The sequence below is a fragment of the Sphaerisporangium rufum genome (genome assembly GCF_016863395.1).
Taxonomy (GTDB): Bacteria; Actinomycetota; Actinomycetes; order Streptosporangiales; family Streptosporangiaceae; genus Sphaerisporangium; species Sphaerisporangium rufum.
Map to the genome: position 1 here is coordinate 55,919 of NZ_BOOU01000031.1, position 24,563 is coordinate 80,481.

The following is a 24,563-nucleotide window of genomic DNA, read 5'->3' on the forward strand; positions in this document are numbered from 1 at the left end:
GCCGCGATCCACCGGCCGGCGGAGGACGGGTTTGTGGAAGGCTCGGCCACGTCCTACGCTTGCCGCACGCCTGGCCGCGCCGGAGACGACGGCCGACGACCTGGCCGCGATGCGCGCGGCGAACGAGGCGTTCATCCAGGCGCTCGACGCGAACGACGCCGTCGCGGCGCTGGCGGCGGACGACCGGTTCCACGCCGTGGCGGTGCACCGCTGCGGCGACTCGGCCATCGAGGCGACGATCGGCCGCTTCACCCCCGTCGTCCGCCGGCTGGAGCACCAGCGCTTCGCCTCCCCCGCCGCGCGCCACTCCGTGGCCCGGCACCAGCAGATCATCGAAACCTGCGAGCAGCGCGACGGCCCGCTGGCGGCCCGCCGGGTGGACGAGGCCTGGTGCACCTTGCTGCGGGAGCTGTGACCGAGTTCTCGTGCTTCCGCCCGCCGGCGGTCAGGTCGGGGCGGTTCTCGACGGCCAGGGCGTCGGCTCCCGTAGGTGCCGATCAACTTGTCGGTCTTCTCGGCGCCGGTGAAGAACGCGGCCGGGCGCGACAAGCCGAGCTGGGCCGTGATCGCGACCGAGGACAGGGCGTTCGACCAGGCGATGCTGCAGCACATGGCCAAGCGCATCGGTGCGAAGATCACTGAGGTCCCGGCGAGCCACGCCCGGTACGCGACGCGGGCCGGTACCGTCGCCGACGTCATCGTCGCCGCCGCGCAGCACGCTCTCGGCTGACCGGCGGCCGCACCATCCGGGCCGGCTCGCGAGTCCCCGGAACGTGAGCCGGACTTCGGCGCCATCGGCGCCTCCAAGGCGCGCTCGCTCGGTGCCGGCGCGCGCCTTGAAAGCCGATGGGGCACCCGGTGAAGGTGAGAGATCAAGGTGGCCGGTCCGCGCGGTTCCCGCGAGGGCGGGCCGGTCGCTACAGGGTGACCGGCCGGCCCGGGGGCGGGGAGAGCAGGAGGTCGGTCAGGCCCGCCTCGGCGAAGGCGGCGTGGACGTCCGGCGGGCCCTCGGTGAAGTGGGCCCAGCCCTCGACGTGCAGCGGAACCACCTTTCCGGCCTTCAGCAGGCGGGCGGCGGCCGCCATGCCGGCGGCGTCCAGGGTGAGCGGCTCGTCGAACATCGGCGCCCGGGCGGCGCCGCCGAACAGCAGCGCGACGTCGACGGCCGGGAACCGGGCGGCGACCGCCTCCACGTGCTCCAGCGCGGCGTTGTCCCCGCTGATGTAGACGGTGGGCAGCCCGGCGCCGGTCAGCACGAAGCCGGTGACCTGGCCGACGACGGGCTCGCATCCCGGCGGGCCGTGCCGGGCGGGCACGGCGGTGACGCGGACCGGGCCGATGTCGTGGTGCTGCCACGGGCGCAGCGGGGTCGCCCCGGTACGCGCGGCGGCCTCGGGCGTGGTCAGGGTGAGCGGCGCGGCGGCCATCACCTCGCGCCCGAGGTCGTCGAGGTTGTCGGGATGCTGGTCGTGGCTGAGCAGCACCAGGTCCACCCGGCCGGCGCCCGCGGGGGGCACCGCCGGGCCGGTGGTCTTGGTGAGGGTGAGCGGCCCGGCGGGGTGCTCGCCCGGCGGGTCGAAGGTCGGGTCGGTGAGAATGCGCAGGCCGCCCAGTTCCAGCAGGGCGGTCGGACCGCCGATCACGGTGATCGTGGCCGTCATGGGCGGCTCCGTTCGGTGCGCGGTCCGGATCGTCCAGATCACGCTAACCGAACTGATCGCGGGGCACCAGGACACGCCGCGGCGGGGCGCGGGAGCGGCGGGACGCACCGGGCGGGGCGCAGGAGCATCGAGACGCCGGGGTGCGGGACCACCGGAAGCGACGGGTCGAGCGCGGGAGCATCTGGACCCGGCGCGGCCGTACGGGGCCGGCACCTGCCGCGTTCCCCGTTCCGACCGTGGTGGGCCGGTCGCCGGCGGGAGGAGGCCATGGCCGGCGGGCGGCCATGGCCTCCGGGTCAGGCGGCCGTCAGACGGGCAGCACCCGCAGTGCGGGGTAGCGGACCGAGTTCAGGTACAGCTTGTCGGTGCCGTGCTCCTTCTCCAGTTCCAGCACCATCCGGTAGCGGTAGAGTCCCGGCCGGGCGTCGCTCATCACCGCCCCGGCCCAGTAGTAGTAGACGGCGGTGTACTGGTCACGGATCCGGTCGGGGGCGCCGTACACCTTGAGCTCGGTCATGATCCGGCGTTCGGCGACGTCGTCCTCGTCGCCCTTCTCGATGTCCAGGAAGACCAGGTTGTTGATCTTCGGCATCGGCGGCCAGGTGCCGTCCGCGCGGCGGTGCATGTCGATCGGGCGGATGATCCAGTTGATCACCTGCCCCTGCTTGCAGATGGTCTCCAGGTGGTCGGCGCCCTGCCCGACCCCGCCGACGCTGTTGTCCATCATGTAGAGGCAGCCGTCCAAGGACTTGGTCGCGGCGGCCTTCTCCATGTCGACCAGCGTCACCACGTTGAGCTGGACGGAGTTGAGCTGGCCACGGTCGGCGAAGTCCGTCGCCGCGTACGCCTCGGTCATCGGCGTTCCTTTCCTTCGCCGGCGGCGCCGGCCAGGGCCGGACGCGCATTGGGGGTGAACGGGGTGCCGACCGTGCCGAGCAGGAACGAGAGCCGGTAGAGGGCCGGTTCGGTGAGGTCCTGCTTGACCTCGGCGGTCCAGAACACGATGTCGGTGCCGGGGTACACCTTGCGGGTGGGCTCGGCGATCCGCGGGTCGATCTCGATGTCGGCGAGCGCCACGAAGGTCTCGCACTCCAGCGGGATCACGTTCCACAGCAGGGTGTCGCCCTTGCGCACCCGGCTGTGCAGCGCGGGGGTGCCGAAGCCGCTGGACCCCGCGATGCGGTTGGTGTCGTAGAGGTAGAGGTTGTCGTCCAGGTTCTCCGACGCCAGCGCGGCCACCGGGTCGACCACCGCGGTGATCGTCACGGGCCGGGCCGGCCGGCGTTCTGCTTGCCTGCTCTTGGGGGGCATGCCGCTCCTCCGCTCGAAGGTGCTCCGGGTTGGACGGTGAACGGATCCGCCGGGTCAGCCGGCGGCCGGGACGGCGGGCAGCGGGAGCTCGCCCAGCCCGGCACCGGTGAACCCGTTGCGCTTCGGATCGCTGATGATCTTGAGGCTGGACTCGCAGGTCAGGTCCACCGACCGCCACACCATCTCGCCGCCCTGCTCGACCAGCTCGTGCAGCTGGACGTGCATCGTGTACGGGTAGACCCCGGGCCGGCTGGTGTCCACGGTCGCCGCCCAGTACCAGCCGTCGTAGATCATGTCGGGCGACCCGTACTGGGCCGGGTACATGATCTTCTCGACGACCGCCTGGCCGGTGATGTCGGTGATCACCGGGGCCGGGTAGTTGTACGCGGCGGCGCTGCCGGTGGTCCTGCCGGTGACGTCCAGCAGCTTGCCCTCGGTGAGTCCGCGCCCGGTGCCCGGGCGGGCCCGCTTGCCGACCCGGCGCTGCAACCGCTTGACGTCGGCCTCCTCGACGCCGCCCTCGGCGTCGAGCGAGGCCAGCTCGTCCAGCGTGCGCCGGTCGTCGGCGCGCTCCTGCTCGGCCAGGTAGTTGCGCGGCACCGTCGGGGGGATCGCCCCGAGGGCCGCGGGCAGCCAGTTGAGCACCTGCTCGGTCGCCTGCGATCCGTCGGAGAAGTAGGTGCCGGGCACGATCGTCACCAGCTTCTCGGTGCCGACCCCGGCGGAGCCGAACAGCTTCATGTTGTCGAACCAGTACGTGTTCCCGGCGAGCGTGCGCTCCTTGAGCGCGTTCTCGACGTCGAAGAGCACGATGATCCCGTGTTGCTGGGCCATGGAACCGCCTTTCCGGAGAGGTGGCTCACACCCGCAGCAGCGCGGGGGAGTCGACGTGCAGCACGGCGTTGGGTCCTTCGTGGAGCCGGACCGAAAGCCGGTACCGGTAGGGGACGCCGGGTGTCATGCCGTAGGGGACGACGCCCTCCCAGACCAGCAGGTCGTAGTTCTCGTGCCCGCCGGAGTCGGTGGCGTCGACCGTCGGCGCCGGGACGGCGGCGGGCGCCGCCGTCCCGGGCGCCGCGTCCGGCCCGGCCGGCGCGGGGACGGCCCCGGCGGGCAGGAACTCGATGGCCTGGATCTCGACCGGGGTCTGCACGTCCACGTGGATGGGGGTCCACTGGACGATCTGCCCCGGGGACACCACCGTGACGAGGTCGGGGGTGCCCTGGTGCCGGCTCGCCGGGCCGTCGTCGACCAGCGAGAGGTTCCCGTTGTGCAACGTGCGGTCGGACAACGCCCCCACGGCGTCGACCATCACGACGATGCTGATCCTGTCTGACATCGATCCTCCTCCTTGTCGAAGGTCAATCGGACGTTCCGCGTGTTCAGCCCCGGTCCCGGACCAGCGGCGTCTTGCCGACGGCGGTCCGCTCGATCCGCGGTGAGGAACGGGGGACGAACACCAGCCGGAACCCGTATCCGGTCTGCTCGATGGACGCGGCGTTGGCCTCCCGGTCGTTGAAGAGCGACAGGGAGTCCGGCAGCGCCTTGGTGAACAGCTCGCGCGTCCCGCCCTGGCCGAGGGCCTGCTCGACGGCCGCCGTCGTGCCCTCGGCGTCGTCCACCGCCGCCAGCAGGGTGAGCGTCCGGTCCTCGCGGTGGTTGTGGAACTGGACCTCGTGCGCCGCCACGTCCAGGTCGACGCCGGTCGCCGCGCGCAGCCGGCCGCGCAGCGCCGCGTAGGCCAGCGTCGCCGAGTACTGGCTGTCGTTGAGGTGCAGCACGTCGGCGGTGCGGCCGGCGAACTCGAACCGCTCGGTGCGCAGCCCGGGCCCGTCCAGCGCCGGACGGCGGATCATGCGGTCGCCGAGCTTGAGCCGCAGCAGCGGCGTCTCGTCGGCGTGCAGCCGGGTGACGACCAGCTCGCCTTCCTCGCCCTCGGCGACGGCGCGGCCGTGCTCGTCCACGATCTCCACCAGGTGCAGTCCCGGCACGGCGGACAGCGCCTGCGAGGTGTGGTCGAGCTGCAGACCGACGCACTCGGCCTGCGTCGCGGCGAAGTAGCTGAGGATCGACACGTTGGGGAAGAACTCCCGCAGCTCGTCGCGCTTGCGCCGCGGCAGCGAGCCGCTGCCGTACATCGCGACCCGGAAGCTCGCCCTGGCCTGCGGGGACAGGCCCGCGCCCAGCTCGGGAAGCAGCGCGATGCCGGCGGTGATGCCCATCAGCGCCTTCGGGCCCGGGTAGGAGAACATGTGCTCCAGCACCGGCGCGCTCACCGGCCCGGCGCCGATGTAGTTGACCCCCGGGACGTGCGACAGGACGCCGCCGACCATGGTCCCGCTGCTCCACATCTGGTAGTCGGCCAGGGTGGTGAACAGCCAGCGCGGCGCGGGGCCGCGCAGGTAGCGGCCGAGCTGGTAGGCGCCCATGAACGCCCCGGCGATGCGGTAGGTGTCGCGCAGCTCCCGCAGCGAGTACACGATCTCCAGGGGCATGCCGTCCCCGGTGCCGCCGCTGGCCACCACCTCGAACCCGCCGCGGTCGATCGGCACGACCATGCCGGCCCGCGTACCCATGAACATGTCCCGCTGCACGGCCTTGTCCGACAGCGGGATCCGCTCCCACTCGGCCAGGTCGGCGGGGGCGTCGCGGATCCCGAAGTAGTGCAGCCGCTCACGCCACAGCGGGTTGAGCAGCGCGATCCCGACCAGCTGCCGCAACCGGCGGAACACCAGCGCGTTCTGCACCTCGAGGGGGGCCTGGCAGTACGGGACGCCGGTGCGCCGCCCGTACTCTTCCAGCTTCCCCGCGAACGACGGCAGCCGGGTGACCTCGTCCACCGAGCGGGGCCGTAGCTCCTCGTCGGTGATCAGGCGTGCCGCCGGCTCCGCCGCGGCGGCGACGCCCGGATTCGTCATGGTCATGAAGGACTCCCGTTCCGGTGGCCGGGCCGGGCCGTGGCGCTCGCGCCCAGCACCCGCCGCCCGACGTCCCTGATCTCGGTGATGAGCATGGCCAGGTGGCCGGCGTCGATCAGGTGGTTCATCACGACCACCCGCAGCGCCGCCACCCCGTCGATGTCGACCTTGGAGATGAAGAAGCGCCCGCCGCTGCGGATCCGGTTGCGGATCTCCAGCTGGAGCCGGTGCGTGGTCGCCGGTTCCAGGCCGTCCGGCAGGTAGCGGAAGCACAGGATGTTGGACTCCGGCTCGTGCGCCACCGCGAAGTCCGGCTCGGCGTCGATCATGCGGTACGCCTGCCGGGCCACCGCGCACAGCCGGTCGATCTTCTGGGCGAACAGCGCCGGGCCGTAGACCGACCACACCGTCCAGAGCGGCATGATCATCGGGCGTTTCGTGCATTCGAGGGTCTTGTCCGCGCTGTCGTAGGCGCGGTAGATGTCCGGCTCCTCGTCGAAGACGTAGCTGGCGCGCTGCCGGAACGCGCCGCGGGCCGCCGCGCCGTCACGATAGAACAGCAGCGTGCACGGCGCCGGCATGAACAGCATCTTGTGCGCGTCCCAGGTCAGCGAGTCGGCCCGCTCGATGCCGCGCAGCCGGTCGCGGTGCCGGTCCGACAGCAGCAGGCTCGCCCCGTGCGCCCCGTCCACGTGCAGCCACAGCCCGTGCCGGTGTGCGACGGCCGCGAGGTCCTCCAGCGGGTCGAAGGCGCCCATCGAGGTGGTGCCCGCCGAGGCCACCAGGCAGAACAGCCGCAGGCCGCGCCGGGTCGCCTCCTGAAGCACCTTGCCCGCCAGGTCGGCGCGGATCCGCCCGGCATGGTCGACCGGGAGCCGGACGATCTGCCGTTCCCCGATGCCGAGCACTCCGGCCGCCCGGGTGACGCTGTAGTGGGCCTCCTCGCTGACCGCGATGGCCGGCGGTCCCGGCAGGCCGGCGGCGCCGCGCGTCCAGATCTGCGGGAAGGCGCGGTCGCGGGCGGCGAGCAGCGCGGTCAGGTTGGCCAGCGAGCCGCCCGAGGTCGTCACCATGGCGAACCGGTCGCGGTCCCAGCCGATGAACCGGTTGAGCTCCTCGGCCATCAGCCGCTCGGCGACGTTAGGGAGCTGCCCGGCCTCGTAGAAGGAGGAGGGCTGGTTGACCACCGAGCCGACCATGTCGATGAGACCGGCCAGCGGCACCACGCCGGAGAACTGCCGCCCCATGTAGCCGGGCGAGTGGACCGGGATGCCGGTCCCGGTGTACAGGTCGACGATCCGGTTCACCCGGTCGGCGTCGAAGTCGGCGACGCGCCGCCGCTCGGGGGTCATCAGGTCCCGGGCGGCCTTCAGCAGCACCGCCGGGTCCAGCAGGTCGAGCCCCCGGACCGACCGGTCGCGCAGGTGGCTCGTCAGGCGGCCGGCGATCTCGACGGCGCCGTCGTGGAAACGCTCGGGGTCGAAGGCCGCGGTGAGGCCCGGCGTGGGCGCCGGGGGACCTTCGGCGGTGGGCTCTGGCGGGGAACCGTGGACATCGGAAAGCGAACTCGTCACGAAGAATACTCCAACCGGTCCGGCGTCGGGACATCTTTATGGCCGCGACCGGGCGTGAATTCACAGACGACGAATCACGCCGGACGGCGGTCACATGAATGGTTCTCGCGGGCTGATTCCTGATCTTTTGCCGTTGCGTCGAGCGAGAAAACAACCCTCGGCCGGCGGAAGCGCGAGGTGAGGTGATGGCCGGGCCGCCCTGGCGCGGTGGGAACGGTCCAGTGATGGATGGAACATCGATCGATACCGGCGTGAGACGGCGCGGGGGATGTAATGTCCCCTGCTCACGCCCTTGTCGAGCGGTCGGGAGGTCCGGGGCGAGGTCTCGCCGGCGCTCGGGCCGCGAACGGTGCCGTCGCGGGCGGACCGCGGTCAACTCACATTGATTTCGCCTGTCATATCGGTCCGCACGCCTGTCATGTGACCGACCTAATCATTGATTGCGGGAGATACGCAAGGCCTCTGTCGCCGGCGGGATTGACAGATTCCGGCCATGGTTATCCAGGGATGACGATTGGGATGAGGAGACGTCCGGTCCGTCCCGGCCGATTCGGCGGCACGTGAGTTTTTCTCGCCGATGCGTCGGTTCCGATATTCTGGCATTGGTCCCGATATTCGAACTCTGGCGGCGCGGGATGACCATCCGGCCGGTCAGCGTGCCGGGTGCGGGGGGAGTAGCGGGGCGAGAGCGAACCGGGTGGTGGCCCAGGCGACGTACAGCAGGGGGGAGGCCGTCAGAAAGATGCCCGCCACCGGCTTCAGCAGGACGGCGGCCACGGCGAGGCCGAGCACGGCGAGGCCGAACGCCGGCAGGTACCAGCGCCGGACGACCAGATAGAGGCAGGGGAGGATGAGAGGGCGCAGCCGCACCGGCTCCGCCGCGCCGGCCACCAGCACCAGGAGCGCGAACACCACCGTCACGACCAGTGCCGACATCACGAGGAAGAACGGAACCAGCGCCGGTCCCCACGCGGTGGGCGCGACGGCGGCGACGTCCACGGCGAGCACGCCCACGGCCGCCGCGCCACCCGACCACAGCAGCAGCGCCCGCGGTGCCGCACGCCGGTAGCCGCGCCAGAACGAGCGCGCCACGTCCGCCGACCCGTCCCCGAGCGCGGCGAAGCCCCCGAACGCACCCGCCAGGGCCGGCCCGCACGGCAGCGAGAGCACGGCGAGGAAGGGCCACGAGGCGTCGCCCACGATCGCGAGCGCGGCGAGCAGCGGCGCGCACGTCAGCGCGAGCAGGACGTTGGTCATGAGCCCGGCGTAGACGGTGGCGAACAGCAGCTCGTAGGTCTCCTGCCGGGCCGGTCTGAGCAGGCGCGGTGTTCGCCGGTCGCCGCGGGCGCTCATCCCTTGAGCCCGCTCGTCGCGATGCCGCGGATGAAATACCGCTGCCCGAACAAGAAGACGACCAGGATCGGCAGTACCGACAGCACCGCGCCCGTCATGATCATCGCGTACTCGGCGTCGTACTGGCCGACGAACGAGCGCAGGCCGAGCTGGACGGTCCACAGATCGTTGCTCGTCAGGTAGATGAACGGCCCCATGTAGTCGTTCCAGGTGTTCACGAACGTGAGCATGGCGAGGCTGGCCAGCGCCGGTTTCGACAGCGGCAGCATGATGCGCCGGTAGATGCCGTACTCGCTCAGGCCGTCGATCCGGGCGGCCTCGCACAGGTCGTCGGGGATCGACAGGTAGTACTGCCGCATGAGGAACACGCCGAACGCGCCGAACGCCTGCAGCAGGATGATCGACCAGTACGTGTCGGTGAGCTCCGCGCGCTGCATCATGATGTACTGCGGCACCATGTACGCCTGCCAGGGCACCGCGATGGTGGCGATATAGGCCAGGAACAACGCGTCCCGGCCGGGAAAGCGCACCTTGGCGAACCCGTAGGCGGCGAAGCTGCCGGTCAGCACCTGCAGGACGGTGATGGCGGCCGACAGGAAGGCCGAGTTGCCCAGGTAGGTGAGCATCGGGATCCGGTCCCAGATCTCGACGAAGTTCGACCAGCGGAACTCCCGGGGGATCCACTCGATGGGCACGGTGAGGACCTGGTTGTCCCGCTTGAGGGAGGACGACACCATCCACCCGAAGGGCACCAGCACGAGCAGGGCGACGGCGAGGAGGGACGCGTACGCCAGTGCCGTCCTGAGCGGGCGTGGCCGTCGAGAGCGGGGGCCTGCTGGCCGGCCGGGCGGCGAGGGCGGGGCGACGACCGCCGGAGCGTCGGGCAGTGCGGTCATCGGTCGCTCCTGCGTTCGTTGAGGCGGAACTGGACGACGGTCACGGTGAGCACGATGACGAAGAGCACCAGGGCGATGGCCGAGGAGTAACCGAACCGTCCCTCGGTGATGCCCTCCCGGTAGACGAGCTGGGCCAGGACCAGGGTGCTGCGGCCCGGACCACCGTCGGTCATGACCACGATCAGGTCGAGCACCTTGAAGCTCTGGATCGTCAGCATGACCACGACGAAGAACGTCGTGGGGCGCAGGCACGGCAAGGTTATCCGCCGGAAGCGATGCCAGGCGTTCGCGCCGTCCACCCGGGCGGCCTCGTGGTACTCCTTCGGGATCGCCTGCAGGCCGGCGAGGAACAGCACCATGTAGTACCCCATGTCCCGCCACACGCTGGTGATGATCACGGCGGGCATCGCCCAGTCCGTACTGGCGGCCCACCGGGGCGGGTCGTCGACGCCGAGCGCCTGGAGGATCTGGTTGACCGGTCCGGCCGTCGGGTTGAACAGCATGTTCCACACGACGGCCACCGCGACCAGCGAGGTGATGTACGGGAAGAAGGCCGCGGTGCGGAAGAACCCCACCCCGCGCAGCCGGCGGTTCAGGGCGAGCGCCAGGCCGAGCGCCGCGGCCAGCGTGAGCGGGATGTGGCCGGCCGCGTAGTAGAGGGTGTTGCGCAGCGCGACGAAGAAGGTCTCGTCCCGCAGCAGCCGCTGGAAGTTGTCCAGGCCCACCCACTCCGGGGTGCGGTAGGAGTCCCAGTCGACGAACGCCAGCGCGAACGCCGCGAGCATCGGGACCAGGGTGAACAACGCGAAGCCGAGGAAGTTCGGGAGGATGAAGCTCCATCCGACCAGGACGCCGCGCCAGGCGCGCCGCTTTCGCGGCGGAGTCTCCGGCGCCGGTTGCGTTATCACTTGAGCCATGGCCGTCCTTGGTGTCTTCCCGCTCCGCCGCCGGCGCGGCCGGCGCCTGCCGGCTCCGCTAGTCGAGCACTTCGCTCTTGACGCGGTCCCCCATCGAGCCGATGCCCTCGTCGATCGACTTGTCGCCGACCATGATGAGCTCGTGCTCCTCGTTGAGGATCGTGTCGATGTCGGAGGTGTGCTCGCTGACCGGCATCTCCAGCACCACCTTGCCGGGCTGGAAGGCCTTCTTGGAGATCTCGTCGGCCGGCATCCCCTTGAGGGAGAAGTACGCCTTGGTGATCTCGGGGCTCTGCAGCGCCGGCACGACGCCCACCTTGCCGATCGCCTCCGCGCCGGCCGGGCCGGCGGCGAACCTCACGAACTTCTTGGCCGCGTCCGCGTGCTCGGTCCGCCTGTTCACCGCGAAGGCGGTCGGCGAGCCGAACGTGGTCGCGCCGGTGGCTCCCGGCCGTTGCGGCATCGGTGCCAGGGCCCAGTCGACGTCGGTGGCGCCCTTCTCCTTCGCCGACAGGATTCCGGCGATGTACCAGGTGCCCATCGGCAGCATCGCGGTGGCACCGCTCTCGAACATCGTCTTGTAGTCGGACTTCTGTGCCTTGGCCGTGCCGAAGTCGAGGGTCGCGCCGTCCTTCTGCAGCCCGAGCGCCAGCTGGTACTGGTCGCGGAAGAACGAGTAGTCGCCGCCGAGCTGGTCGCCGCCGGTCTGCGCGGCGGCGATGGCCTGCACCACCGACCGCCAGGTGTGGTGGTAGGCGCCGTAGACCTTCTTGCCGCCCTTCTCCTTGGTGAGGGTCCGGGCGAGCTTCGCGTACTCGTCCCAGGTCAGGTGGTCGGTCATCTTCACGCCCGCCTGCTCGAAGTACTTCTTGTTGTAGTACAGCAGCCAGAAGTCCTGCCGGTAGGGCAGCGCGTAGTACTTGCCCTGCACGTTGAAGGCGGGAAGCCCGGCCAGCTTGGCGCCGTCCGCCGAGGTGGCGAGGTCGGTGATGTCCACCAGCTGCCCGCGGCTGGAGTAGCGGGAGTAGTCCGTGACGTTCTTCATCGTGATGACGTCGGTCCGGTCACCGCCCGCGAGCATGGTCGTGACCTTCTCGGGATAGTCGTCGGCGAGGATGTCCACCGGCTTGATCGTGATGTCGGGGTTCGCGCGCTGGAAGGCGTCGAACAGCGCGGTGAACTCGGGGGTCTTGGCGAGGTTCCACACCGTGACGGTCAGGGTGGTCTTCCCGCCGCTCGCCTGCTCGCCGGAACCGCCGCCACCGCCGCACGCGGTCACCGCCAGCGCGAGCGCGGCCGCCACTCCGGTGCACCTGACGAAGCGGCGGCGCTTTCCCGCCTTCGAAGCGATCATCGTCCGGTCTCCTTTCCGGCGCCCGTCAGGCGCTGACCTTGAACTCGTCGGCGGTCACGGCCGCGCGCGGCGGCCGACCGGACAGATAGCGCTCGAGCTCGTCGAGGGCGCTCTCGCTCATCCGCCTGGTCTCCGAGCCGAGGGAGCCGGCGACATGCGGGGTGATCATGACATTGGGCAGGTCGTACAGCGGCGAGGTGGCCGGGAGCGGCTCGGGGTCGGTCACGTCGAGGATCGCGTCCAGCCGGCCCCGGGCGCACTCGCGCTCCAGCGCGGCGGTGTCCAGGACCGCGCCGCGCGCGGTGTTGATCACGGTGGCCCCGTCCGGCAGCAGCGCCAGCTCGGCCGCCCCGATGAGGTGGCGGGTGGCCGGAAGCGCGGGCACGTGCAGCGTCAGCACATCGGAGCGCGGCAGCAACTCGGGCAGCGGCACCAGGCGGGCGCCCGCGTCGCTCACTCCGGCCGGGTCCGCGTACGGGTCGGCGACGAGGATCTCCACCTCCAGGCCACGCAGCCGGTCGACCACCCGGCGTCCCACCCGGGAGAAGCCGACCACGCCGATCGTCCGCCCGCGGTTGGACAGCTCGCCGCGGCGCGCCGCGTACGACCAGTTCTGCCGGTGCCTGCGCGCGTCCTGGGCCAGGAACGGGGCCTTCTTCCCGGCGAAGATGATCGCGGCGAGGGTGAACTCGGCGACCGGGACGGCGTTCTCGTCGGCGGCGTTGGTGACCAGGATCCCGCGGCGCCAGATCTCGTCGGTGACGAAGCCGCGCACCGTGCCCGCGCAGTGGAAGATCGCCCGGAGCCGGGGCGCGTCCGCCAGCCGCTCGGCCGTCAGCGGCGGGCAGCCCCAGGAGGTGACGAGCACCTCGACCTCGCGCAGCCGGCGTCGCACGTGCGGCGCGTCGAGGTCGCCGGTCACCAGTGGCTCGCCGAGCTCGACCAGGCCGCGCAGCCGGCGCAGCTGCGGCTCCTGGAACTGCACGGCGAACTTCGCGGGGTCCATGACCAGCAGGGCGTGGGGCGGATGTTCGTTCGTCACGCACGATCCTTAGGGAAAGCGCTTACCGGTCCGCCGATCATCCCTGATCATTTCAATCAGGTCAATAACGTATTAATCGAAGTTTTCGCTCAATATGCTCAGCATTGATCAGTGGCCACCTGATCACCTGAACCTGCCATGGTGGACGGCGGTGCCGGCCGGCACCGCCCATCCGAAGGGACGTGCGGGATGCCGGGCGAATTCGATGACCTGCGGCTGTCACCGTTCACCGGGTGGACCAGGGCGCACTGGGCGGCCCTCGCCGATCGGCTGCTGCTGGCGGTGCGCCCGCACGCGTCGGCGTCGCACGCCCGCATCACATTGCCCGGAGCTCCCGGCGGGTACGGCACGGACGTCGACGGGCTGGAGGGCTTCGCGCGGACGTTCCTCGCCGCGGGCTTCCGGGTGGCGGGGGAGCACGGGCGCGACCCGCTGAACCTCATGGAGTGGTACGCCGAGGGCCTGGCCGCGGGCACCGACCCCGCGTCGCCGGAGCGCTGGGTGCGGCTGGACGAGCACGACCAGGCCAAGGTCGAGGCCGCGTCGATCGCGTTGGTCCTGCACCTCACCCGGCCGTGGTTGTGGGACCGGCTCGGCCCGCGGGTGCGGGAGCGGGTCGTCGAGTACCTCGCGCCGGCGATCGGCGCGACCTATCCGCCGATCAACTGGATCTGGTTCCAGATCGTGGTCGAGCAGTTCCTCGCCTCCGTCGGCGGCCCCTTCGAACGTGCGGACATCGAGGCGGGGCTGGCCCTGACGGACGGCTTCGCCCGGGAGAACGGCTGGTACGCCGACGGCGCGGACCGCGCCTACGACCACTACGTCGGATGGGCCCTGCACTTCTACCCGCTCATCTGGACCGAGATGGCCGCCGGAGACCCGGACGCGGACGCGCGGCGGCCCGGCTACCTGCGCCGGCTCGAACGCTACCTCCACGACGCCGTCCACCTGGTGGGCGCCGACGGCTCGCCCCTCATCCAGGGCCGCAGCCTCACCTACCGCTTCGCCGCGGCGGCCCAGTTCTGGCTGGGCGCGCGCTCGGGCGTCGCGACGCCCGCGCCCGGCCTGCTGCGCCGCGCCGCCTCCGGCATCGCCCGGCACTTCGCCGACCACGGGGCACCCGACGAGGACGGCCTGCTGACGCTGGGCTGGCACCGGGCGTGGCGGCCGATCGCCCAGTCCTACTCCGGACCCGGGTCGCCGTACTGGGCGGCCAAGGGCTTCCTCGGACTGTCCCTTCCCGCGGATCACCCGGTGTGGACGGCGACGGAGGAGCCGCTGCCGGTCGAGTCCCGCGATTTCCACCTTGCCGTCGCCGCGCCCGGGTGGCTCGTCAGCGGGACGCGCGGAGACGGCATGGTGCGGGTGATCAACCACGGCACCGACCACTCCCGCCCCGGGTCCCGGCTGACCGACTCCCCGCTGTACGCCCGCCTCGGATACTCGACGGCCACCTCGCCCATCCTCGCCGGGGAGCACGCGACCCGGCCGGTGGACCAGTCGGTCGTGATCCTCGCGGCCGACGGCGAGCCCAGCCATCGCACCGGATTCGAGACCCTGGTCATCGGCCGCCTGCCCTCGGGGGCGCTGGTCGGCGCGTCCCGATGGCAGGCTCACTGGGTCACCCCCGACGGCCACGCCCCCGACCATGGATACGGACGCGGCGGGCGGGTGCGTCTCGGCCCGTGGCTGCACACGGTCTCGATCGTGCGCGGCGCCTGGGAGGTGCGCCTGATCCAGGTCGGCGACGCGGGGGACGGGCCGGGCTCGCTCCGCGTCGGCGGCTGGCCGCTGCCGGGTACCGGAGAGGTCCGCGAGGCGACGGCGACGGCGACGGTGTCGCACGACACCGGGCACTCGCTGGTGGCCGGCGGAGCGGGACTGGAGCTGTGCGGCCTGGTGTCCGCCGAGGACGCCTCGCCGCTCGCCTCCCGGGTCCTCGTCCCGTGGTGCGCCACGACCGGACCGGCCCGGGCCGGCACCTGGTACCACGCCGCGGTCTACCTCGGCGGCCGCGAACCGGGCGAGCCGCCGGCCGTCCACCGGAACGGCCCGGCCACCGTCGTCGGCTGGCCGGACGGGAGCACCGACGAGCTGGAACCCCGGTTCATGACGAGGACGACCGGACGATCAGGCGAGGTTCGATGACCACCCGATGCACGGGGCGGTGCGCGTCCCGATCGGCGATGCGGTCCGCCAGGAGCGCGAAGGCCGCCCGCCCGATGGCCGCCTTGGGCGGACGCACCGCGGTCAGCGGCGGGTCGCAGAGCTCCGCCACCTCGTCGTCGTAGGTGACGACGGCGAGATCCGCGGGTACCCGGACGCCGCGCTCCTGCACGCGTTCCACCAGGGAGATGGCCTCGGGGTCGGAGTGGACGAGCAGCGCGGTCGTCCGGGACGCGACGCACTCGTCGAGCAGGCCGTCCAGCACCCGGGACCACTCGCGATCTCTACGGTCGACCGTGTCGGCGTCCAGCACGCCGTCCGCCGGCAGGCCGAGCTCCTCGCAGGCGCGCCGCCACCCGCGCCGCACGTGCGGACTGGTCGGGCTCGCCATGGTGGTGACCACGCCGATCCGCCGGTGGCCCAGCGCGGCCAGGTGCCGCACCGCCATGGCGGCCCCGAACACGTGGTCGCTGACCACCGACTCCATCGCCTCCTGGTAGGGCCCGACGGCGGCGGCCCGCTCCACCAGGACCACCGGCACCTCGGCGTGCTGGAGCCAGCGCACCAGCGCCTCCCCATCCTGTCCGGTGGTGGTCGGCGCGACCAGCAGGCCGTCGACTCCCATGGAGTCGACGAGCCAGGAGAGCTGACGCCGTTCGTCGGCGGCCTGGTAGGTCGCCCCCCGCAGGACGACGCGCGTGCCGGCGGCGGCCGCGGCCTCGCGCACCCCGCGGATCACGTCGGGCCAGTAGTAGTCCAGCGACGGGACCACCATGCCGATCGTGAGCCGGGACCCGGGGTGGTGGGCGGTGCCCGGCACATTCTGCGGCACCGTTTGCGGCAGGGCCTGCGGCACCGGCTGCGGCGCGGCCTGGCCGATCGGCGGTTCCGCCGGGGCCGGGCGGGCGAGGGGGGCGGCTCCGCCGCGGACGCGGCGGATGAGCCCCTGGGAGGCGAGCAGGGCGATGTCGCGGCGGACGGTGATGGCCGAGACGTCCAGCTCGGCGGCCAGCTCGCTCACCCGCAGCACGCCGCGCCGCCGGAGCAACTCGACGGCCTGGGCCCGTCGCTCGTCCGGAAGCGGTGCGGCCGGGTCGGACACCGTCATAGGTCCGTCGCCGGAGCCGGTGCTGGTTCCAGTCATCGCCCTCCTCGCCGGCCCCAGTTTAGCGATCGAAGTTGATCGAAGGTGATGCGACGACCACGGGCGGCGCTGAAGACGCACCTATGACCGTGGTCGATCGATCAGATGGCCGCGACCACGACCAGGCGGTGCGCCGGCATCGGCCGGAATCGTGCCGTCAGGCCGATGCCGGCGATGATCCGGCTGAGGGCCGCCCCCGGCACGACGGGAGCCGAGGAGCCGAGGAGGCGATGAGACCGGACGGCCGGCGTGCCGGTTCGGGTGATCGGGGGCCGGACCGGGGCAGGCTGCGGTCCTGGCGCGAGTGCCGGTGTTCACCTCCCGACATCGCCGTCGTGGGCCCGGCCGCGCATCGGCCGGGCCCGGTACCTCATGATTCGGTGCGGGTCCACTGCTGGTTGGTGCCGCCGTTGCAGGTGTACTGGGTGATGTCGGCGCCGTCGGCGGTGGAGGCGTCGACGACGTCCAGGCACTTGCCGCTGTGCCGGGCCCTGAGCTGGTAGTAGCCGCCGGTCGCGACCCACTGCCACTGCTGGTTGGCGCCGCCGCCGCAGGTGTACTGGATGATGTTCGCCCCGTCGGCGGTGGACCCGTTCGCCACGTCCAGGCACTTGCCGCTGTTCTGGCTCACCAGCCGGTAGTAGCCGCCGCCGGCGTCCTGGAACTGCCACTTCTGGTTGCCGCCGCCGTTCCACGGATACTGCTTCACCTCGGCGTTGTTCGCCGTCGAGGCGTTGACCACGTCGATCACCTTGCCGCTGTGCCGGGCGGTGATCCGATGGTAGGGGGAGGTGGACCCGGCGCCGGCGACGACGCCGGTGGCGGTGTCGATGGTGATCTGCGGGTACCAGGTCAGGCTCATGCTGGTCTCGGACGGGAAGGTGATCGGCAGCCAGACGTACTGGGAGTCGTTCACCCGCCCGCCCCAGGCGCCGGCCCAGCGGTCGCCCAGGTACAGGTAGCTGGTCGTCGACGAGCCCTGCACGGGCAGCACGTACGCCGGCTGGGAGTTGAAGGTGGTGCCGTCGCCCACGTTGGTCCAGCCGGTCCAGGGTCCGGAGATGCTCGGCGCGGTCGCGTACCGCGCCTGGTTGGGGTTCCAGCCGGTCGCCGCCGAGGTCAGCAGGAAGTAGGTGTTCCCCCGTTTGAACATGGCCGGAGCCTCGCGAACGGCGTCGTTCCAGAAGTTGCCCACCAGCGTGCTGACGTTCAGGTAGTCGGAGGTGAGGCGGTAGATGAGCAGGTCGCGGTTCTCGTCGGCCGCGGAGATCATGTAGGCGGTGCCGTTGTCGTTGTAGAGGGTGATGTCCCGCGACATGTACTGGCCGAGCGGGCGGAAGCTGCCGTGGTAGGTGTAGTCGCCGTCCACGGTCGCCGAGGAGGCGACCGCGGCGCGGGCCTGGCCGTAGTCGGACCCGTTCTCCTTGTGCATCCACATGACGTATCTGCCGGTGGCGGCGTTGTAGATGACCTTCGGCCGCTCGATGTTGGCCACGTTGAGCTCGGCCGCCGACGAGCGGGTCAGCACGTCCCGGCGGAACTCCCAGCGGCTGAGGTCGGTCGACCGGTAGACCGACACCGCCCGGAAGGTGTTGTCCGGATTGCGGTTCTCCCCGAACCAGTAGTAATAGTCCCCCACCTTCAGGACGCCGCCGCCATGAGCGTGCACCACGGCCCCGCCGGTGTCGAGGAACTGGGTGCCGTTGGTCACGGTCACCGCTGCCGCGTGCGCCGTCCCGGCGGGAGCGGCGATCGCGGCGGCGAGCAGGATCAGCGCGGCGATCGCCCGGCGAACGCGCACGATGGGAACAGCGGGGGTCATCGTCTCTCCCGTCAACCTGTCGATACCGTCGTGCACGGCCGCCCGACGCGGTCGGCGCCCGCGTCCGCCGGTGTACCCGCACTACGACGAGCCGTCCGGGGAGCGGCCTGCCCTTCATCGCCGGCATCGCCGGGGCCGGATCGCGGTTCGGCGGCCCGACGGGTGCTTCGCCTCGATGGACTGAAACGATTGAAGAGGAGCATCGGGGCGTCAAGTGCCGGAGTCCCGGGTGCTCCGCCCGCAGCGGCCCACCAGCACCTTCCGGGATCGGCATGGACCCGGCGCGTGAAAGATTCAAGCCTACGGAGGGCGCGCGCGAGTCGCCCTCGCCCTTTGCCGGCCGGCTCACTTGACACGCGCGGAGCCGTGAGAGATCCCATGTAACTGGTCACAGAATGTGTTCCGCTGAAGAGCACGGGTCGCCGGTGGGTGTCACACGCTACCTCCGGCTCGCGGACCACGCGCGGTGCATCTCGCGGATCGGCCCCCAGGTCGGGCGGGTGCAGGTCAGCGGGGGCGGCGGTAGCGCAGCTCCAGCAGCTCGCCGCCGACGGCGGTGCTGGACACCAGGTCGAGCCGGTAGGACGGCGGGACGTCGTCGAACAGCCGGGTGCCCTCGCCCGCGACGTAGGAGAACAGGCTCAGACGCCACTCGTCGATCAGGTCGAGCCGCATCAGTGACCGCCACAGCCGGACGCCGCCCCAGACCACGATGTGGCCGTCGCCGCCGCGCCGCAGCCGGTCGATCTCCTCACCCGTGTCGCCGGCGGCGATGGTGGTGCCCGCCCACCCGGCCGTCCGCATCGTCCGGGAGAAGACGACCTTGCGGGCCGGGTTCAAGATGGCGGCGAAGGGATGGCCGGTGGACGTCGTCATGGCCCTGGACATGCCTTCGTAGGCGGTGCGCCCCATGACGTGCGCGTGCGCGCTCCGCAGGAAGTCCAGGTGCGCCGGGTCGTCGGGGACCTTGTTCTCCGGCACGTCGAAGCAGAACTTCCAGAAATCGGTGTCCTCGTCGGCGAGCAGGCCGTCGATCGACAGGTTGAACGCCGTCGCGATCATCGTCCGCATGGTCAGAACTCCTTGTTCGAGGTGGTCCACGGCCGGGTTCACCAGGGAACGCGCCGATCTTGGGCCGTACCGGCCGGCCGGTCGCATCGCCGGCGGCCCGCCGCCGGTGAGACAGACCTGATCGCCACCGGAAACTCATCGGTGCCCGGCGCGCGGTCCGGCGGCTGAAAGTTGCACGGCCTGGCGCGCTCCACTCTGCCGGCCACCGCCGCCGGGGTCGGCGGCGGCCGAGCCGGCATTCCGGTCGGAGGTCCGGCGGCCGGTGCCTGTCCTGTGGGTTCGTCCTGAGTCCACATGGTCTGGGGGCCTGCATGATTGATTGGAGGGCCGGCCCATTCATATCACGCTAGAGTATATATATTCATTGGTGAATGTGGCTTGAGGTAAGTTCGATTTCATGTGATGATGACGGTCGATCGCGCAGGAGCGGGTGAACCCCGTTCTCGACCGGGCGTCAAGGCGACATCAATCGCGGCGAACGGGCGGTTCACCCGTCGATCGACGCGGGCTCGCCGCGGAACGTTCAGTGAGGGAAAAGCGGTGTACGCATCTGCCGTGGTGTCGACGGGAAAGGAGTAGGCCGCATGAGGCCCGATGCCGGCTCTGCACGGTACGCCCTGGTGAAGCTCGGTTCCGGCAGTGCGAGAACGGCGCTCCGTCGATGGATGCGCGGCCGATGGCCTAGCAGGAGATCAGAAGGTTCTACCGTCCCGTTCGTATCATGATGAGCGGCCGCTATCACCTGGCGGTTCATGGGAATGCGTGGGTGAAGTCCGGCTGACATCGAGGTCGGTCCGGCAGCGCGAACAGATCCATGGGAAAGGGAAGAAGCAGATGCTTCTTCCGATCCGGCCGCGATTTTCGGCAGGCCGGGCGATGAACGACAGGCCCGTTGAGTTCCATTGTCCGCGAACTCGGTACGCCTGCTCGGATTACGTGATTTCCAGTGGAATTCGTGCTACGCGAGGAGGCGCCCGGTGCGCAGAGTGGCGGTTCTGGTCACCTTCCTGCTGTCGGTGATCGTCCTGGTCGTCATGCTCGCCGAGCAGGGGGCCGATCCGGCCGCGGCAGAGGCGCCGATCGTCACCTCGTCCCAGGTCCCGGCCGGGGGCCCGGAGACCCCACCCGACCGGCCGGACGACCACGGGGACCCGCCCGACGGTGACCCGGCCGACCAGGTCGTGCTCCAGGCCCTCGGCCACCGGCACACCTCCGCCCACCCGCCCCGCCGGCAGCCTCGCCGGCTCGCCGTTCTTCCGGTCCTCGCCACCGGGCCGGCTCCTTTCACCATGGGTGACAGATTCCCCGCCGGTGAGAGGTGGCGTCTGACGCCTGCCTCCCTCCAGGTCTTCCGCTGCTGATCGGCGGCGCGTTCGGGTGTACCGCCGAACCGTCGTTCGCCCGGTGGGTCCGGTCCGCCGGGCCGGGCGCGGGCCGCGGGACCCGGACGCCGCATGCCGAGTCCCGGTCGTCTGGAAGATCACGAGGTCATCATGAAAGCTCTCATCGACCATGCCCGCATGTTCCCGCAGCAGATCGAGGACAGGCGGGACGAGTTCGCCGAACTGGCGCACGGCCAGCGGCCGCAGGCGTTGTTCATCTCCTGCTCCGACTCCCGGGTGGTGCCGGCGCTGTTCACCGGCGCGCGTCCCGGAGAGATCTTCGAGCTGCGCACCGCCGGCAACATCGTGCCCCGGTACGGCTGGCCGGCCGCCTGCGCTGTGGCCGGGACGCTCGAGTTCGCCGTCGAGGCACTGCAGGTGCCCGAGATCGTGGTCTGCGGGCATTCCCACTGTGGTGCCGTGCGGGCCCTGATCAACCGGCGGAGCGTCCGGGACATGCCACTGGTGGAGCGCTGGATCACCCGGGCCGGTCACGCTCCCGACTCGCCGGCCGAGCACGACCTGTTACCGGACCCCGACCACGAGGCGGTGGCCAGGCGCCATCTGCTGACCCAGCTGGGGCACCTGACGACCTATCCCTGTGTCGCCCGGCGCCTCGCCGAAGGGCGGCTGCGCCTGCACGCCTGGTTCTACACGATCGACACGGGCCGGGTGTTCGCCCACCGGCCCGACACGGGCGCCTTCGACCCGCTGTGACCGCCCGGTGGCGGCCTCGCGCCGTATCCGATCCGGCAAGCCGCCATTCCCCTGTCGTGGAAGGACCTCCGTTGTCCGTCGTCAACTCAACGCTCCGCCGTGCCCTGCGCACCGACCTGACCGCCTCGATGGTGGTCTTCCTCGTCGCCCTGCCACTGTGCGTGGGCGTGGCCGTCGCCTCCGGCGTGCCGGCCGAACTGGGCCTGATCACCGGCATCGTCGGCGGCCTGGTCGTCGGCATGCTCCCCGGCAGCAGCATGCAGGTGTCCGGGCCCGCCGCCGGCCTCACCGTCCTGGTGGCCGAGGCCGTCGGCACCTACGGGCTGCGCGCGCTCGGAGTCATCGTGCTCGGCGCCGGGCTGCTGCAACTCCTGCTCGGCGCCGTCCGGCTCGGACGCTGGTTCCGGGCCATCTCCGTCGCCGTGGTGGAGGGCATGCTCGCCGGAATCGGCCTGGTCATCATCGCCGGCCAGCTTTACGCCATGGCCGGCGCCCCGCCCCCGGCGAGCGGCCTCGGCAAGATCTTCGGACTGCCCGGTCTCGCCGGCGTGCTGGCCGGATCGGCTCCGGCGGCGACGGCCTTCGCGCTGGGCGCCGGCACCATCGCGGTGATCGCACTGTGGTCCAGGCTGCCGGCCCGGGTGCGCGTCGTCCCCGGCGCGCTGGCGGCCGTCGCCCTCGCCTCGGGCCTCACCGCGCTGCTCGGCCTGCCGGTGGCCAGGATCCAGGTGGAGGGTCTGGCGGCGGCGATTCAGCCGCCCGGCCCGGCGCAGCTCGGGCTGCTGGGCGACGCCGGTGTGCTGGCCACCATTGCCGCGTTCGCCCTCATCGCCTCGGCGGAGACGCTGTTCTGCGCGGCGGCGGTGGACCGGATGCACGACGGGCCGCGCACCGACTTCAACAAGGAACTCCTCGCGCAGGGCGTGGGCAACGTCCTGTGCGGGATGCTCGGCGCGCTCCCCATGACGGGGGTCATCATGCGCAGCGCCGCGAACGTGCACGCCGGCGCGAAGACCAAGATGTCGCGGGTGGTGCACGGCATGTGGCTGCTACTGTTCGCCGCGCTGCTGCCCGCCGTGCTCGGCCTGATGCCGGTCGCGGCGCTCGCCGGGGTGCTGATCCACGCGGGGTTCAAACTGCTGCCGATCCGCACGCTGGTCCCGCTGTGGCGGGCGAGCCGGGGGGAGGCGCTGATCGTCGCGGTCACCGCGCTGTCGATCGTGGCCGTCAGCATGTTCGAGGGCGTGCTGATCGGCCTGGCGCTCGCCGTGATCAAATGCGCCTGGGAGACCTCGCACATCCAGGTCGAGGTCGACGACCGCGGCGAGGGCCCGGTGCTGGTCGTCCTCACCGGAAACGCGACCTTCCTGCGGTTGCCGAAGATGCTCGACACGCTGGAGGCCCTGCCGACGGACCGTCCGATCGAGCTGAACCTCGCCGGACTGCGGCATCTCGATCACGCCTGCCGTACCGCGCTCACCGCGTGGACCGAACGGCACAACAGCGAGAGCGCCGTACCGGTCCGTCTCATCCACGCCTGAGCGGGATCGGCCACCGCTGCGGCGTCGTGCCCCGTCCCCGGCCGTCACCGGTCCGGGCCCGGGGCGCGGGCGACGAGACCGGCCCTGGACCCGCCGGCGCGGGTCCAGGGCCGGTGAAGCACCGGTCACCGCTCCCTCGCCTCGATCTTCACGGGTGCGGGGAAAGGGGCGGGATGGTCTCCCGGCCGCGGCGACCGGCCGGTCAGATCACCTGGATGAGCACGCGCGCGTAGCGGGTGAGAGGGAACTCGCCGTCGTCGGTGCCCTGCAGGATGATCGAGACGCTCTGCCCCGCCGCGTCGTCCGGGACGGTGACCGAGGCCCGGCCGTGGCCGTGGTCGGCGATCGTGACCCGGCCGGGGTAGGTGCCCTCCTCCCGGTACTGCCACCAGCGCAGCGTCACGCGGTCGTGATCGGGGTCGGTGGCCCGGCCGGTGAGCGTGACGACCGAGCCGGGGCGGGCCCGGACCGTGCCGCCACCGTCGATCCGGACGGTGGGCGGGTGGTCGGCGGCGCGGTAGTCGGGGGTCAGCGTCCAGCGCATCCGGGCGGCGAAGTCGTTCTGCGCGGCCCCGGCCCACCGCAGGGTCGTGTAGTTCTGCACTTCGGCACCGGTGCCGTCCTGCTCCGCCGGTGCCAGGGTCCACAGGTTCGGGGTGGTGCTCCGCCGGATCGAGCGGCCGCCCCAGCCGCCGAGCGCCGGATCGTCCGGGGCCTGGATCCCGGTGTCCAGCAGCGGGTTGAAGGCGACGTTGTCGCCCTCGGACAGGAAGTCGTACGGGTCCAGCGGCTTGCACCAGCCGCTCGGCGCGCGTTCGGCGTCGCCGAAGATGTCGAGCGGGTCGCCCGGCATCGCCTGCCCGTCCAGCCAGGACCGGTACAGCGAGCCGAGCGGGCCGATCTGGATGTTCTCCCTGGTCCACGCACCGCTGAAGTAGACACGGTCGGCGGGCAGCCCCCGGACGTTGCCCTGTCCCCACTCGCAGTTGAAGCCCCAGGTGGCGTAGCCGCCCTCCAGGTTCTGCACCCGGACGTCCGGCCAGGACGGGGCTATGTACTCGGCATAGGTCTCGTCCTGGAAGCCGCTGGCCAGGATGACCGCCTTGGCGGAGACCGCGGCCTTGATCCGGGGCCAGCGCCCGGTGCCGGCGAACCGGTCCTCGATGGACTTCAGGGCGCGGGCGATGGTGCCGGTGCCGCCCCAGGCCTGCAGGTACACCGGCCGGGGGTCGTCATCCAGCAGCAGGTCGCGGATCAGGTCGGAACCTTCGGTGTCGGTGGCCATCTCGCCCTCGAACGCGATGTTGCCGACCTTGACCGTGGCCAGCAGCGCGCCGGGCGCGGGATAGCGCGGGTCGTGGCGGCGCAGGTTGGGGTACACCTCGGCGTACGCGCGCAGCACCTGGTCCTGGATGGTGCGCGTCCCGGTCCACCGCCACGACGTCTGCGGCGTCTGGTACTCCCGGCCGGGCAGGAAGAACCGGGTGCCCTTGCCGTCCCCGGCCCAGTGGTACCTGCTGCTGGTGTAGACGATGCCCTGGGTGTCGAGCTCGTTGGTGTAGAGCAGGTACCGGATGAGCGAGGCGAGGTCGTCGCTCTCCATGTCGGTGGTGACGACCGTGCGCGGCCGGTTCGCGTGCTGGGAGGACCGGGCGGGTTCGGCCGCGGCGGGCGGTGTGCTGGTCATCGTGATG

The 24,563-nt window shown here is 71.4% G+C and carries 22 protein-coding genes; 6 read left to right on the forward strand and 16 right to left on the reverse strand.

Annotation, left to right across the window (positions count from 1 at the left end; genetic code table 11):
- The first annotated feature begins 31 nt into the window (after positions 1-31).
- Positions 32-415, forward strand: a complete 384-nt coding sequence (locus Sru01_RS10085) for an FCD domain-containing protein (protein WP_203983735.1) — start codon at positions 32-34, stop codon at positions 413-415.
- Positions 416-490: 75 nt separating this feature from the next.
- Positions 491-730: a hypothetical protein gene (locus Sru01_RS10090; RefSeq protein ID WP_203983736.1), complete on the forward strand. Its 240-nt coding sequence runs from the start codon at positions 491-493 to the stop codon at positions 728-730.
- A 187-nt stretch (positions 731-917) separates the two neighbouring features.
- Here Sru01_RS10090 and Sru01_RS10095 read toward each other — a convergent pair whose 3' ends face one another.
- The 12 genes from Sru01_RS10095 to Sru01_RS10150 all read right to left on the reverse strand — a co-directional run bounded on the left by Sru01_RS10095 (position 918) and on the right by Sru01_RS10150 (position 13,026).
- Entirely contained in the window at positions 918-1,661 is a 744-nt protein-coding gene (locus Sru01_RS10095) for an MBL fold metallo-hydrolase (RefSeq protein ID WP_203983737.1), read from the reverse strand.
- Positions 1,662-1,968: 307 nt separating this feature from the next.
- Entirely contained in the window at positions 1,969-2,517 is a 549-nt protein-coding gene (locus tag Sru01_RS10100) for a DUF8788 domain-containing protein (protein WP_203983738.1), read from the reverse strand.
- Positions 2,514-2,972 (reverse strand): DUF8788 domain-containing protein, encoded by a 459-nt coding sequence (locus Sru01_RS10105; RefSeq protein ID WP_203983739.1) that lies wholly within the window; start codon positions 2,970-2,972, stop codon positions 2,514-2,516. The genes Sru01_RS10100 and Sru01_RS10105 overlap by 4 nt, the downstream gene beginning before the upstream one ends.
- A 54-nt stretch (positions 2,973-3,026) precedes the next feature.
- Positions 3,027-3,806 (reverse strand): hypothetical protein, encoded by a 780-nt coding sequence (locus tag Sru01_RS10110; protein WP_203983740.1) that lies wholly within the window; start codon positions 3,804-3,806, stop codon positions 3,027-3,029.
- A gap of 25 nt (positions 3,807-3,831) precedes the next feature.
- On the reverse strand, positions 3,832-4,311 hold the full coding sequence (locus Sru01_RS10115) for a DUF8788 domain-containing protein (protein WP_203983741.1): 480 nt from the start codon (positions 4,309-4,311) through the stop codon (positions 3,832-3,834).
- A 43-nt stretch (positions 4,312-4,354) separates the two neighbouring features.
- Positions 4,355-5,896: a phenylacetate--CoA ligase family protein gene (locus Sru01_RS10120; protein ID WP_203983743.1), complete on the reverse strand. Its 1,542-nt coding sequence runs from the start codon at positions 5,894-5,896 to the stop codon at positions 4,355-4,357.
- Complete coding sequence (locus Sru01_RS10125) at positions 5,893-7,464, reverse strand: pyridoxal phosphate-dependent decarboxylase family protein (RefSeq protein WP_203983745.1); 1,572 nt, start codon at positions 7,462-7,464, stop codon at positions 5,893-5,895. Before Sru01_RS10125 ends, Sru01_RS10120 begins: the two co-directional genes overlap by 4 nt.
- 651 nt (positions 7,465-8,115) lie before the next feature.
- Complete coding sequence (locus Sru01_RS10130; RefSeq protein ID WP_203983747.1) at positions 8,116-8,817, reverse strand: hypothetical protein; 702 nt, start codon at positions 8,815-8,817, stop codon at positions 8,116-8,118.
- The gene (locus tag Sru01_RS10135; RefSeq protein ID WP_203983749.1) at positions 8,814-9,713 is read right to left on the reverse strand and encodes a carbohydrate ABC transporter permease; all 900 of its coding nucleotides are present in this window, start codon (positions 9,711-9,713) and stop codon (positions 8,814-8,816) included. The genes Sru01_RS10130 and Sru01_RS10135 overlap by 4 nt, the downstream gene beginning before the upstream one ends.
- Complete coding sequence (locus Sru01_RS10140; protein WP_203983751.1) at positions 9,710-10,630, reverse strand: carbohydrate ABC transporter permease; 921 nt, start codon at positions 10,628-10,630, stop codon at positions 9,710-9,712. Before Sru01_RS10140 ends, Sru01_RS10135 begins: the two co-directional genes overlap by 4 nt.
- Positions 10,631-10,688: 58 nt before the next feature.
- Positions 10,689-11,984, reverse strand: coding sequence for an ABC transporter substrate-binding protein (locus tag Sru01_RS10145; protein ID WP_203983753.1), 1,296 nt, complete (start codon positions 11,982-11,984; stop codon positions 10,689-10,691).
- A gap of 25 nt (positions 11,985-12,009) precedes the next feature.
- Positions 12,010-13,026 (reverse strand): hydroxyacid dehydrogenase, encoded by a 1,017-nt coding sequence (locus Sru01_RS10150; protein ID WP_239137225.1) that lies wholly within the window; start codon positions 13,024-13,026, stop codon positions 12,010-12,012.
- Positions 13,027-13,215: 189 nt separating this feature from the next.
- Between Sru01_RS10150 and Sru01_RS10155 the strand changes: the two genes are divergently transcribed.
- Positions 13,216-15,174, forward strand: a complete 1,959-nt coding sequence (locus tag Sru01_RS10155) for a DUF2264 domain-containing protein (RefSeq protein WP_203983755.1) — start codon at positions 13,216-13,218, stop codon at positions 15,172-15,174.
- Here the strand turns inward: Sru01_RS10155 and Sru01_RS10160 are convergent.
- From Sru01_RS10160 to Sru01_RS10170, 3 genes are all read right to left on the reverse strand, one after another.
- Entirely contained in the window at positions 15,134-16,336 is a 1,203-nt protein-coding gene (locus tag Sru01_RS10160) for a substrate-binding domain-containing protein (protein WP_203983757.1), read from the reverse strand. The genes Sru01_RS10155 and Sru01_RS10160 overlap by 41 nt on opposite strands.
- A 370-nt stretch (positions 16,337-16,706) precedes the next feature.
- A complete protein-coding gene (locus Sru01_RS10165; protein ID WP_203983759.1) occupies positions 16,707-18,158 on the reverse strand; it encodes an RICIN domain-containing protein in 1,452 nt (483 codons plus the stop codon).
- Positions 18,159-18,665: 507 nt separating this feature from the next.
- On the reverse strand, positions 18,666-19,229 hold the full coding sequence (locus Sru01_RS10170; RefSeq protein ID WP_203983761.1) for a dihydrofolate reductase family protein: 564 nt from the start codon (positions 19,227-19,229) through the stop codon (positions 18,666-18,668).
- Positions 19,230-20,206: 977 nt separating this feature from the next.
- Between Sru01_RS10170 and Sru01_RS10175 the strand changes: the two genes are divergently transcribed.
- The 3 genes from Sru01_RS10175 (at position 20,207) to Sru01_RS10185 (ending at position 22,869) form a co-directional block, all read left to right on the forward strand.
- Entirely contained in the window at positions 20,207-20,590 is a 384-nt protein-coding gene (locus Sru01_RS10175; RefSeq protein ID WP_203983763.1) for a hypothetical protein, read from the forward strand.
- Between the two features lie 132 nt (positions 20,591-20,722).
- Positions 20,723-21,328 carry a carbonic anhydrase gene (locus tag Sru01_RS10180; protein ID WP_203983765.1) on the forward strand — a complete coding sequence of 202 codons (606 nt, stop codon included), beginning with the start codon at positions 20,723-20,725 and terminating at the stop codon, positions 21,326-21,328.
- Between the two features lie 71 nt (positions 21,329-21,399).
- Positions 21,400-22,869, forward strand: a complete 1,470-nt coding sequence (locus Sru01_RS10185; protein ID WP_239137226.1) for a SulP family inorganic anion transporter — start codon at positions 21,400-21,402, stop codon at positions 22,867-22,869.
- A 202-nt stretch (positions 22,870-23,071) separates the two neighbouring features.
- Here Sru01_RS10185 and Sru01_RS10190 read toward each other — a convergent pair whose 3' ends face one another.
- Entirely contained in the window at positions 23,072-24,556 is a 1,485-nt protein-coding gene (locus tag Sru01_RS10190; protein WP_203983767.1) for a DUF1593 domain-containing protein, read from the reverse strand.
- Between the last annotated feature and the right edge of the window lie 7 nt (positions 24,557-24,563).

Excerpts from the sequence above, each read along its gene's own strand:
- Sru01_RS10095 (WP_203983737.1), bottom strand. The coding sequence starts at position 1,661 with ATGACGGCCACGATCACCGTGATCGGCGGTCCGACCGCCCTGCTGGAA.
- Sru01_RS10100 (WP_203983738.1), bottom strand. The coding sequence starts at position 2,517 with ATGACCGAGGCGTACGCGGCGACGGACTTCGCCGACCGTGGCCAGCTC.
- Sru01_RS10105 (WP_203983739.1), bottom strand. The coding sequence starts at position 2,972 with ATGCCCCCCAAGAGCAGGCAAGCAGAACGCCGGCCGGCCCGGCCCGTG.
- Sru01_RS10110 (WP_203983740.1), bottom strand. The coding sequence starts at position 3,806 with ATGGCCCAGCAACACGGGATCATCGTGCTCTTCGACGTCGAGAACGCG.
- Sru01_RS10115 (WP_203983741.1), bottom strand. The coding sequence starts at position 4,311 with ATGTCAGACAGGATCAGCATCGTCGTGATGGTCGACGCCGTGGGGGCG.
- Sru01_RS10120 (WP_203983743.1), bottom strand. The coding sequence starts at position 5,896 with ATGACCATGACGAATCCGGGCGTCGCCGCCGCGGCGGAGCCGGCGGCA.
- Sru01_RS10130 (WP_203983747.1), bottom strand. The coding sequence starts at position 8,817 with ATGAGCGCCCGCGGCGACCGGCGAACACCGCGCCTGCTCAGACCGGCC.
- Sru01_RS10135 (WP_203983749.1), bottom strand. The coding sequence starts at position 9,713 with ATGACCGCACTGCCCGACGCTCCGGCGGTCGTCGCCCCGCCCTCGCCG.
- Sru01_RS10140 (WP_203983751.1), bottom strand. The coding sequence starts at position 10,630 with ATGGCTCAAGTGATAACGCAACCGGCGCCGGAGACTCCGCCGCGAAAG.
- Sru01_RS10145 (WP_203983753.1), bottom strand. The coding sequence starts at position 11,984 with ATGATCGCTTCGAAGGCGGGAAAGCGCCGCCGCTTCGTCAGGTGCACC.
- Sru01_RS10155 (WP_203983755.1), top strand. The coding sequence starts at position 13,216 with ATGCCGGGCGAATTCGATGACCTGCGGCTGTCACCGTTCACCGGGTGG.
- Sru01_RS10160 (WP_203983757.1), bottom strand. The coding sequence starts at position 16,336 with ATGACTGGAACCAGCACCGGCTCCGGCGACGGACCTATGACGGTGTCC.
- Sru01_RS10165 (WP_203983759.1), bottom strand. The coding sequence starts at position 18,158 with ATGACCCCCGCTGTTCCCATCGTGCGCGTTCGCCGGGCGATCGCCGCG.
- Sru01_RS10170 (WP_203983761.1), bottom strand. The coding sequence starts at position 19,229 with ATGCGGACGATGATCGCGACGGCGTTCAACCTGTCGATCGACGGCCTG.
- Sru01_RS10180 (WP_203983765.1), top strand. The coding sequence starts at position 20,723 with ATGAAAGCTCTCATCGACCATGCCCGCATGTTCCCGCAGCAGATCGAG.
- Sru01_RS10190 (WP_203983767.1), bottom strand. The coding sequence starts at position 24,556 with ATGACCAGCACACCGCCCGCCGCGGCCGAACCCGCCCGGTCCTCCCAG.